1 protein-coding gene is annotated in these 5,912 nt (G+C 62.0%); it reads right to left on the bottom strand.

Going from position 1 to position 5,912, the window contains the following annotated elements; genetic code table 11:
* Nucleotides 1-183: 183 nt before the first annotated feature.
* The coding region (locus HP459_RS20565; protein WP_171936750.1) for a BapA/Bap/LapF family large adhesin at nt 184-5,912 on the bottom strand (5,729 nt) is incomplete at its 5' end.

Consider the following 5,912-nt stretch of genomic DNA (forward strand, 5'->3'; position numbering starts at 1 on the left):
CTTAATTGTCCGGTATTAATCATCGCCGCAGGGTTTGCCGCGATAGCGGGCACAGATATCAGGCAGCACGAGAGCCACCAGTAAGGCATCTTCTTTCCCATGTCTTGTCCCTAATAAAAAAGTACTGCTTTTTTGTTTATGCCCGGGCGCTGTGCGCGCCCGGGTCATTTCTTGCAGGTGCTATCAGGTAATGATGTGTTGCTGGTTTACAAGCTCGTCGTAGGTGGTCTGAACGTTGTCCAGCGTAACGAGCGTAGATTTAGTGTAGGCGGCTCCCGTGCCGTCACGGTCGATGGAGATCACAGTATTGTTACCGCTTTGTGAAACAGAGACATAGTTCCCCAGCGTCGACGCGCTACCGTTCCAGCCCACCAGCAGATCGCCAATGTCGATCTTGTCTCCCTGCGACAGGGAGAAGTTCGTCCAGTGGTCACCCGTGCTGTTACCTGCGGTGGCGTTACCCGCCGTAGTGTTCAACACCTGATAAATCAGCGTGTCGCCGTAGGCCGTGCCGCTAATCACATCGTTATGTTCCGAACTGACAAATTTCGGTGCCATATTGATGGTCAGCGAGGCGGTATCCCGGGTGCCGTTGGCGTCGGTCAGGGTGTAGTTAAAGACCTCCTTGCTGGTGATGGTAGAGAACGATATCCCCGGGTTGAGTGTGTAGGTGTAACTGCCGTCTGCGGCAATCGCCAGCGTGCCGTAGTGACCCGTGATGTTTACCTGCGTGCTGCCGGTGTAAGGATCCAGCGTGGTGGTTACGCCGTCGTAGCCGGTAATGCTGAGACGGGTATCGACCGAGTGCAGCTGGTCCATCGCGCCCGCGGAGCCGGTGCCGTCGAAGATATTGCCGTCAACGGTGTGGGTGCCCGTGGCGTCAAACTGCGACAGGGAGTAGCTGGTCCCGGTGACGCTTGGGGTAACGGTGATATTTCCCACCCCCAGCGGTCCCATTCTGCCGGTATAGTTCAGCGTATAGGTTCCCGCTTCCAGATCGAGGCCCGTCAGGTTGATCGTCGCCCTGCCGCCCAGCAGCAGCCCGCCGTTAAATGAGCCGGATCTGAGGGTGGTGGTGCCGTTGGTCAGCGTCCAGTCGACCGTTAACCCGGTAAGGGTCAGCAGCGAGGCGACGTTAAACGACAGAACCACGTTATGCAGTGCAGTATTAGGATCCACCACGAAGGTCCCGCTCCCGCTGCCCTGGGTTGAGGCAAGCAGCGCGGCGTTCCAGCTCGCCGACCCGACGGTGGTATCCGAGTATGCGGCGGTGCGGTGCACCGAGTTCACGTCCATCGCCGTGCTGACATCGTTCACCGCGTCCATTGGCTGCGCGGTCGGGGTGATGTTCAGCGATGCCGTGTCTTTCGAGCCGTTCGGCGCGGTGATGGTGTAGACGAAGGTATCCGGCGTGCTGATGCTGTCAGCGCCGACCCCGCTGTCCAGGGTGTAAGTGTACTCCCCGGCTGCGTTGATCCGCAGCGTACCGTACTCGCCGGTGATCTCCGTCAGGCCGCTGCTGTTCACCGCCACGCCGTTAACGTCGGAGACCACGGTACCTGCTGGCGCAATATCATCCGCCAGCACATCCCCGGTCGTGCTCTCGCTCACGCTTGCCACGCTGTAGACATGATCCTGCAAGACGTTCAGCGTGTAGGCCGTCAGCGCGGTGATCCCCGCCGCCGTATTGAGCAGGAACAGGTACTCGCCAGCGGGCAGGTTCAACGTCAGCTGCGGGGAGGTGCCGCCCAGCAGCGGCGCGCGCAGCCAACCGGGTTCAACGCGCATCTGCTCGAAGGTCTGCGTCGCATTGTTGAACTTATAGATGTAGAGGTCGAACACCGAGGCCAGCGCGACGCCGCCCACGGACGCCTGAACGGTCATGGTGCGGGTGGTGCCTTCTTCCACGTTATAAATGATCGGGTTGGCCAGATCGTCCAGCAGGTTCAGCCCCAGGGTATTGCCAAGGTTGATCCCCACCAGGGTAAAGCCGCCCTGCGACGAGGTGCCGTTGTTGATCGCCTCCACGGTGGTGTCGAAGGTCAGCGAGGCGGTATCGTCCACGGCCACGATCCCGCTGCTGGTAGTGCCTTCGCCCAGCGACAGAACCAGATTTGCCGAGGCGCTGGTGCCGTTATGGGTGATGGTGTAGGTAAAGTTCTCCGTGCGGCCAATGACGGCGGCGCTGGTGTTGGTCAGGTTATAGGTATAGCTGCCGTCCAGGTTGATGGTCAGCGTGCCGTATTGCCCCTGAATCACCGTGCCGTCAGCCGTAACGCTGGTGGTGGTGCCCTGGGCGTTGGTGACCGTAGTGACGGTGGTGCCCGCCGGGGCGTTGTCGCTGCCTGCGGTTGGATCCACGTCAGTGATGACGTTCCCGACAACGCTGGTCTCGCCGGACACGGTGCCTGCGCTGGTCTCTTTCACCGCCACATCGAGGCTGGTGTAAGAGCCGGTTGCCAGCAGGTTAGTGTTGTAGCTCAGGACGCGATACTGACCATTCGCCAGCCCGTTCAGGTTCAGCGATACCCCCGTCGCGCCGAGGGTCAACAGGTCAGCGAACTGCGGCTGCCCGGTATCGACCACGGTGGTCCAGGTGTTGTTGGCGGCGTCGAAGCGCTGTACCACCAGCTCAAGGGTATTGAGCAGGGAAAGAACGGCCCCCGTGGCGTTGGCGTTCACGGCAATATCCGCACTGCCGCCGTTGCCGACGGTGAAACCTACCTGCGCGGTGTCGTTGCCGAGCAGCGTCAGCACGTTACCTAAGGCGCCTACCAGCAGGAAACCATAGTCGCTGTACTGCGAGTTGGTCACCGTGGCGGTGGTCGTGAGCGCCAGTTCTTCAGCGTTGGTGCTGGCAGAGAGCGGCACCACCGGCGCAAGGGCTGAGCCGGGCAGCGAAACGTTGCCTGCCGCATCGGTGGCGGTGATTTGCAGCGTCTGACCTTCCGTCTGTTTATTGAGGAAGGTGTAGCTCCAGGAACCGTTGCTGTCCGCCGTGGCGGTGACCGTTGAATTATCCGCCAGGCGGATGGTGACGGTGCTGCCCGCTTCAGCGCTACCGGTCAGTACGCTGCCGTCTGCGTTGAAGGTCCCGGTTGGAGCCGTTGGCGCAGTGAGATCGACAATGACGGTGGTCGACGTGGAAATCGGGCTGGTGCCCGAGCCGTTGCTCGCCGTGGCGGTGAAGGCATGCGGGCCTTCGCTCAGCACCGGCGTGGTGAAGCTCCAGTTGCCGCTGGCATTCGCGGTGACCGTGCCCATCAGCACCCCGTTGTTATAGAGGGTGATGGTCGCGTTCGGCTGCGCCGTGCCGCTCAGGGTTGGCGTGGTGTCATCGGTGGTTTTCCCGTTGGTAAGGTTGCCCGTCACCGTGCCGATGTTATCGTCGATGTTTGCGATAACCGGCGCGTTCGGGATCGTGGTGATCGGGGCAATCACGGAGGTGGTGATACCCGCGTTACCGGCCTTATCCGTAGCAAAGACAATCAGTGACTCCCCGCCGGTCTGTGGAGGGGTGAGGGTGGCGCTGAAGTTTCCGCTGCCGTCCGCGACGGCGGTACCAAGCACGGTTCCGGTGCTGCTGGTGATGGTGACGGTACTTCCCGCTTCCGCCGTACCGGTAACCTGCGTCCCGTTGGTGATCACCGCCAGCCCGGTTGGGGCTGCTGGCGGCGTCAGGTCAACGTTGATCGTGATAATCGGCGATGGCGCGCTGGTATTGCCCGCGGCATCGGTGGCGGTTGCGGTGAAGTTATGCGCGCCTTCCGTCAGCGTGGTGCTGGTTTGCGGCAGCGTCCAGTTGCCGTTGGCATCGGCAGTGACGGTCCCCACCAGCGTCGTGCCGTCGTAAATACGTACGGTGGCATTGGCTTCTGCCGTACCGTTTAAGGTCGGACGGGTGTCGTTGGTTGGGTTGGTGCCAGTAACAGGTCCGGTGACGGTCCCCACATCATCCTCAATCGAGGTGATTGCCGGTACGACAGGGGCGGTGGCATCCACATTAATGGTGTAACCGCCGGTCTGCGCGCTGGCGTTGCCCACCGCGTCGGTGGCGGAGAAGGTCAGATTATGCGGCCCGTCAGCCAGCGGGGTGGAAGGCGTAAAGCTCCACGCGCCGCCGGTGGCGACTGCGGTGCCAATCTGTACCCCATTATCAAAGATGGTGACCGTCGCGCCGGCTTCTGCCGTACCGGTGATCGTTGGCCGCGCGTCGTTGGTTAACCCGCCGTTGGCGACAGGCGCAGCGGCGTTACCGACATCGTCGGTGATGCTGGTCAGCACCGGCAGCGCTGGCGGCGTGGTGTCAATGGTCAGGCTGAAGTCGGCGGACGACGTGCTGGTGTTACCCGCCTGATCCGTTGCTTCTGCGGTAAAGGTGTGTGACCCACTGTCCAGCGGCACGGTGATATCGACGGTCCAGTTGCCATCGGCATCGGCAGTACCGGTGCCCACCAGCGTGGTGCCCTCATAAATATTCACGGTGGCCAGCGGCTCGCTGGTCCCCACCAGACGCGGGAGAGGATCGTTGGTGGTCTGGCCGGAACCTATTGCCCCGGTGATGGTGCCAACGTCGTCAATCGCCTGGGTGATAACCGGCGCGACAGGCGCAGCCGTATCCACCACCAGCGTAAAGCCTGGTGAGGCAGGGCTGACGTTGCCCGCGGCATCGGTTACCGTGGCGGTCCAGGTGTGGCTGCCGTTTGCCAGCGTACTGGTGGTAAAGCTCCATACGCCGTTTGCGTCCGCCACGGCGGTACCCACTTCACGGCCACTTTCATAAATGGTGATGGTCGCGTTGGCCGCCGCGGTGCCGTTCAGTGTTGGCGTGGTGTCGTCTGTGCTTTGTCCCGAGGCGACCGGGCCCAGCACGGTACCTGCATCGTCAGTGGCCGGGGTAAAGACCGGTGCCTCAGGCACCGAGGTATCCACCGTCAGGTTGAACGGTGGTGAGGTGACCCCGGTATTGCCTGCGGCATCGGTGGCGTTGAAGGTAATAACGTGCGGCCCTTCGCCCAGTTCAGTGGTCGGCGTGAAGGTCCAGTTACCCTGGGCGTTGACGACCGCCGTGCCAATTTCCACATCATCGACAATAACGTGTACCGTTGCGCCCACTTCCCCCGTACCGTTGAATGTTGGACGGGTGTCGTTCGTGGAGCCGTCGCTGGCGAGGGTTCCCGTTCCCGGGCTGACATCGTCTATTACCGTGGTAACCACCGGGGCCGCAGGCCCGGCGGTATCCACCGTAAAGGCGAACACTGGCGAGTTGGCGGAGACGTTTCCGACATCATCGCTGGCGTTAACGCGCAGGTTATACGTCCCGTCCGTCAGTACCGGATCCGGCGTAAAGTTCCAGTTGCCGCTGCCGTCGACCGTGGTGGTGCCAATCTCCACGCCGTTATTCAGCACGTGAATGATGGTACCCGCCTGGCCGGTGCCGCTGAGGGTTGGCGTGGTGTCATTGGTCACCTGCCCGGCGGTAAGCGGGCCGGTTGCGCCTCCCGGGGCGTTGTCGCTGACCGTAACGATCGTCGGCACCTGTGGCGCAGTCAGATCGATTTCGACGCTCCAGGCGTTGGACGGCTGGCTGACGTTGCCCTGCGGATCCGTCGCTCTGACAGTAAAGTCATGCGTCCCTTCGCCGAGGGCGGTTTCAGGGGTAAATGTCCAGGCACCGGTGCCGTCTGCTGCCACCGTACCAATTTGCGTAGCGCCATCAAAAATGGCGACGACGCTGTTCGGCTCGGCGCTACCGGTCAGGGTTGGCGTAGTGTCGTTGGTTGGATCGCCGCTTGGGACAGGCGTTGCCGCATTGCCTGCGTTATCCGTCACGCTGGTAATCACCGGCGTGGTGGAAACGGTGTCGACCACAATGGTGATCCCGGCCGACGGGGCGCTCTCATTGCCTGCCG

Source organism: Enterobacter sp. CM29 (genome assembly GCF_013179605.1).
Lineage (GTDB): Bacteria > Pseudomonadota > Gammaproteobacteria > Enterobacterales > Enterobacteriaceae > Enterobacter > Enterobacter intestinihominis.